We start from the raw sequence: 4387 nt of genomic DNA, 5'->3' as shown, positions 1-4387 counted from the left end.
CAGGCCCTGCTGGCGCCCAATCGCCCAGTAGGTCCGGAACGCGGGGTCGAACACCTCTCCGCCCATCGCCAGGGTCAGGAGCTGATCGGTCGAGGAGAAGTACTGGCTCTGGAGCCGCTGGAGATCATTCGGGAAGATATTGCCGGGGCCCGAGCCCGGTGAGTACACGAAGACCGCGCGGCGGCCCGCCTCCTGAAGCCCCTGGATGACGGCATCGGTGTGTGCCGGAGTATGGCCCACCTGCGACGTGTCGACGACCGTGGTCACCCCCGCGTCCAGCTGGCTGAGCGAAGAGACGAGCTCGGCGATGTAGGCGTCCTCCGGCCTGAAGACCGGCGTGAGCTTGAAGTGGATGTAGTCGAGGTAGTTCTTCTCGCCGTGTGGCAGCCCATCGTTGAACAGCAGGCCGTCCGACAGAAAGCTCCGCAGCGCGGTCTGGTACTGGTGGTGGTGGGTGTCGACGAACCCTGGCATGACAATCATGCCCGTGGCGTCGATGATCGCCGCACCGGGAGCCTGCAGGTTGGCCCCCACCGCGACGATCCGCTTGCCCTCGATGAGCACGTCACCCTGGGGGAAGTTTCCCACCTGGGGATCCATGCTGAGGACCGCGCCGCCTTTCAGCAGGTAACGCCGGTGCGAAGCACCGGTCTCCTTTGGCATGTCATGGTTCCTGGCACCGCTCTCCTGCGACAGGTCTCCCTGCCCAGGCGCTGCCAACGCTGGGAGGGGGACCGAAGAGACTACCGCGGCACCGAGGGCGGAAGCCCCCTTCGCGAGAAAATCGCGACGGGAGGAGCCCTCCTTGGCTGGCTCACGGGCATGGTTCGAATCGTTGCCACAGAGCATCCGGCACATGTCATGTTCCCCCTCTGGACTCACCAGAGCGTTTTGTCGTGCCACCTCATTCTCGAGGCAGCAACGCTGACTTCCATGAATTCCAAGAATAGCGTGTGGCGGGGCACAGCGTCGAGCCTCCTCACCCCGTCCTTTTGAGCAAGCCCGCCTCCGCCCCCCGTGTTCGATGCCCCAGTCCTGGTGTTCCGGCGAGGGGGCGGGCACAGTCCGGGCGGCGTCCTCAAGGAATGACCTCGGTCATGGAGGTGGGTCTTGCACGAGTTTCCGCTGACGCTTCATTGGGAAGGTTCCACGGCCGCTGAGTACCCCCGTGATGCCATTGCCCGCACCACGGGCAAGCAGGATCTCGCGGTGAGCTCGGCGCCCTCGTATGGAGGGGATGCCTCGCGCTGGAACCCCGAGGACCTGTTCGGCGCCTCGCTGGCCACCTGCCACATGCTCACCTTCCTGTCGCTGGCGAAGAAGGTGCGCCTGGACGTGCGTGGCTACGAGGACCACGTCACCGTCACGCTCGACACCGTGGACAAGGTGTCGCGAATCACCAGGGTGCGCCTGGCGCCGACCATCCGCGTGGCTCCCGGCACGGACCCCGCGAAGGTGCGCGAGATGTTCGAGAAGGCCCACAAGTACTGCTTCATCGGCCTGAGCATCACCTCCGAGGTGCTCCTGGAGCCGGCCATCGAAGAGGCCCGGTGAATCGCCGGGGCGCCTCCGCCCCTATCCCCTGAGCGCCTTGCTCATCCCCGGGCCAGCCGTGAGCGGTACAGCCGGGTGAGCAGATCGTAGAGGACCAGCTCCTGGGCCCGTGCGTCGTCCACCGCCATGCGGTTGACGTGCATGTGCAGGAGGCTCCCGGCCAGCGTCTCCGGTGAGAGGGTAAGCCGTCCCTCGCTCCACGCGGCCTGGAGCCCACGCGCCACCGAAGCCAGCCGCTCGCTGCGGCGCTGGAGCACCGCGAGCCCTTGCCTCCACGGCCCCTCCGTGGCGGGCGTCGCGTCCAGCAGGGCCTCCAGCTGTCGGCGCTCGGCGCGGAAGCGAGCGCTGAGCGAGGCCTCGAAGCTCTTGCCGACGTTGAACTCGGCGCTGAAGGCATCCCGCGCCTGCTCGGCCACCCGGGCCCGCTCGGCCAGTGGCAGCCCCAGGTCTCTCAGCAGCAGGTCCATCCCCTTGAGCGTCAGATGCCAGCGCAGGTCCGCTCCCGCATCGCCCCCGCAGAGGCGCAGCAGTTCCAGGACCGCCTCGCTGTCGGCCGCGAAGAACTCCTCGGACAGCTCGATGCCCGCGGGCCCACCGTAGCGCTCCACCTCGCGCTCGTAGGTGTCGAGCTGCAGGCGCCAGCCACTGCCCTCGTCGAGCAGGGCCGAGCACGCCGAGCGCAGCGCCGGCCACACCTGGGACTCCAGCCGCGAGGGCTTGCCCTGGAAGCGCAGCCGCAGGTGGAAGTCCGGGTCGCCGTAGCGCAGGAAGAACCAGCGGTCCACCGCCCCCGAGCGCGCCACCTGCCGCACGGTGTCGCCGAGCCCCGAGCGCAGCAGTCGGTCCACCGTGGCGCTGCCCGTGTAGAGCTTGAGGTAGAGCCACTCGGAGCCGGGCGGGAACCGCCGCACCAGGCGGGCCGGCGCCGCCGCGGTTTCCACCACGCGGGCCGCGGGGGCCTCCCGTGCCGGTTCCGCGGCCGGGGTCCGTACAAAGGGCACCACCACCTCGTGCACGTACCGCCCCTCGGCGCTCTCCACGCACAGCCCGCCCTCCCCGGCGTACAGCTCCTCCAGCACCGCGCGCGGCCGCCCCTTGACGGTCTGCACCAGCGTCTCCACGGACAGCACGTTGTCCAGGTCCACCGGGAGCTGGTTGTCCCCGTCGCTCAGGCACACCCAGCGCGGCAGCTTCGCCTCGTGGCGAAAGCGCTGCACGGCGTCGAACTGCGCGGCACCGTGTGCCTTTCCCCAGCCCTGGAGCACCTGGGGTGCCACGTTCCAGTACGCCGGTGACAGCACCAGCTTCCCGGCGCGCACCCGCGGCAGGAAGGCGGCCGCCGCCAGCGAGCCCCACGAGAAGCGAATGCCCCGCGTCTCGACCTGCAACATGCAGAGGAAGCGGTACAGGTCCAGCCCATAAGTGGTGTAGTTGTGCGCGTTCGTCAGCCGGGGGATGACCTCGCGGCCCAGCTTCCGCGAGCGCAGCACCAGCCGGTTGCCCTCCACGGACAGCCACAGATCCGCCACGTCGAGGCGGTCCTGCTCGGGCAGCCCGGACTGGCCGAGGAAGACGATGTCATGGCGCCGCAGCGCGGGCCGGCAGATGACGTTGCCCGTGCGGCCCTGCGGCAGGTGCACGATCTCCGCGAAGACCGCGTCCGGCCGTAGCGACTCCTCGGCGCGCAGGTGCTCGCGCACCCGCTCCTCCAGCGCCGCGTCGCCGTGGCAGAAGCGCCCCATGTACATGCCGCCCGAGGGGCCATGGACGTTCTCGAGGAGGAAGCGGAAGTCGCCACGCTCCACCGCCTCCGGGGAGTCCGCCACCACGGTGCCCACCACGCCGAAGGCATCTGGCAGCCGCGCGGGCGTGCCGGCCTCCATGGCCCGCAGATCCTCATCCGTCAGCACCAGCTCCTGGGCCCCGGCTTGACTGACCTCCTGGAGCCGGCGCAGCAGGTACTGCGAGCGCGCATCCAGAGCGGCCGCGGCCTCACGCGCGCCTCCGCGCCGGGCCGGAAAGGGCAGCCCCCTGAGCAGGGGGCCCGTGCCCGCACCGGGCCGCGCCTCGCCCGAGAAACCGATGCCGCGCTCCTCGTCCAACGCCTCCAGCAGCGGCACCGCGCGTCCCTCGTAGCGCTCGGTGAACCGCTCCCGGAAGCGCGTCATGGGCCCCGCGTCCACCTGCTCGGGGGTGATGCGCCGCAGGAGCTCCACGCCCCGGACCAGCTCGGTGATGAGGCGCGGGGGGAGCGACAGGTCCGCCACCACGCGCACCGCGTCCACCTGGAACAGGCGGGGCAGCTCCACCGGCACGGGCAGCGTCTCCAGGCCGCGCGCGATGCTCCGGTAGGCCTCCGCGGGAGCGCCAGGGCCCGCGGCATCCAGCGCGGCGAGCCGGCCCTGCGCCTCCTCCAGCCGCTCCCGCACGGGCGCGAGCGCGGGGAGGCCCTCGGCGCCCGCGAGGAGGAAGGGCACGGGCTCGGGCCCCGTCAGGCTGGGCGCCCACGTGGGCACCAGGAGCTGGGCCTCCACGAGCGCCACGGTGTACTCGCGGGCATCCTCCAGGGGAATCTCCGCGTCCTGCGCTACCAGCGCCTGGGCCAGCGACTCCAGCGTCGCGCCCTCGCGGGCCCGCTCCAGGGTGGCGTCCAGGTAGGGCGTGGGCTCGACGGCGACCAGCCCATAGCGGCGCTCGCGCCCGCGCTGCCGCGCCTCCAGGTAGCGGATCTCCATGTGCGTGCGGTACAGGCTCGTATTGGGGACGTAGCGCAGCGCACGCAGCACCTCGGGCTCGCGCCGCACGTGCTCGACCAGCGCGCACACGTAGTCCA

At 70.7% G+C, this 4387-nt stretch carries 3 protein-coding genes; 1 reads left to right on the top strand and 2 read right to left on the bottom strand.

Translation table 11 applies throughout. From position 1 onward, the window contains the following. Positions 1-663, bottom strand: a 663-nt coding sequence (locus VF697_RS09700; RefSeq protein WP_331093539.1) for an amidohydrolase family protein, incomplete at its 3' end; no start/stop codon positions are given. Between the two features lie 447 nt (positions 664-1110). Between VF697_RS09700 and VF697_RS09695 the strand changes: the two genes are divergently transcribed. Next, positions 1111-1554, top strand: coding sequence for an OsmC family protein (locus tag VF697_RS09695; RefSeq protein WP_331093537.1), 444 nt, complete (start codon positions 1111-1113; stop codon positions 1552-1554). A 41-nt stretch (positions 1555-1595) separates the two neighbouring features. Here VF697_RS09695 and VF697_RS09690 read toward each other — a convergent pair. Beyond that, a partial coding sequence (locus VF697_RS09690) for a lantibiotic dehydratase (RefSeq protein WP_331093535.1) occupies positions 1596-4387 on the bottom strand: 2792 nt, incomplete at its 5' end.

The sequence above is a fragment of the Archangium sp. genome (assembly GCF_036388035.1).
Classification (GTDB): domain Bacteria; phylum Myxococcota; class Myxococcia; order Myxococcales; family Myxococcaceae; genus Archangium.
This window is presented reverse-complemented; position numbering and strand designations above follow the sequence as displayed.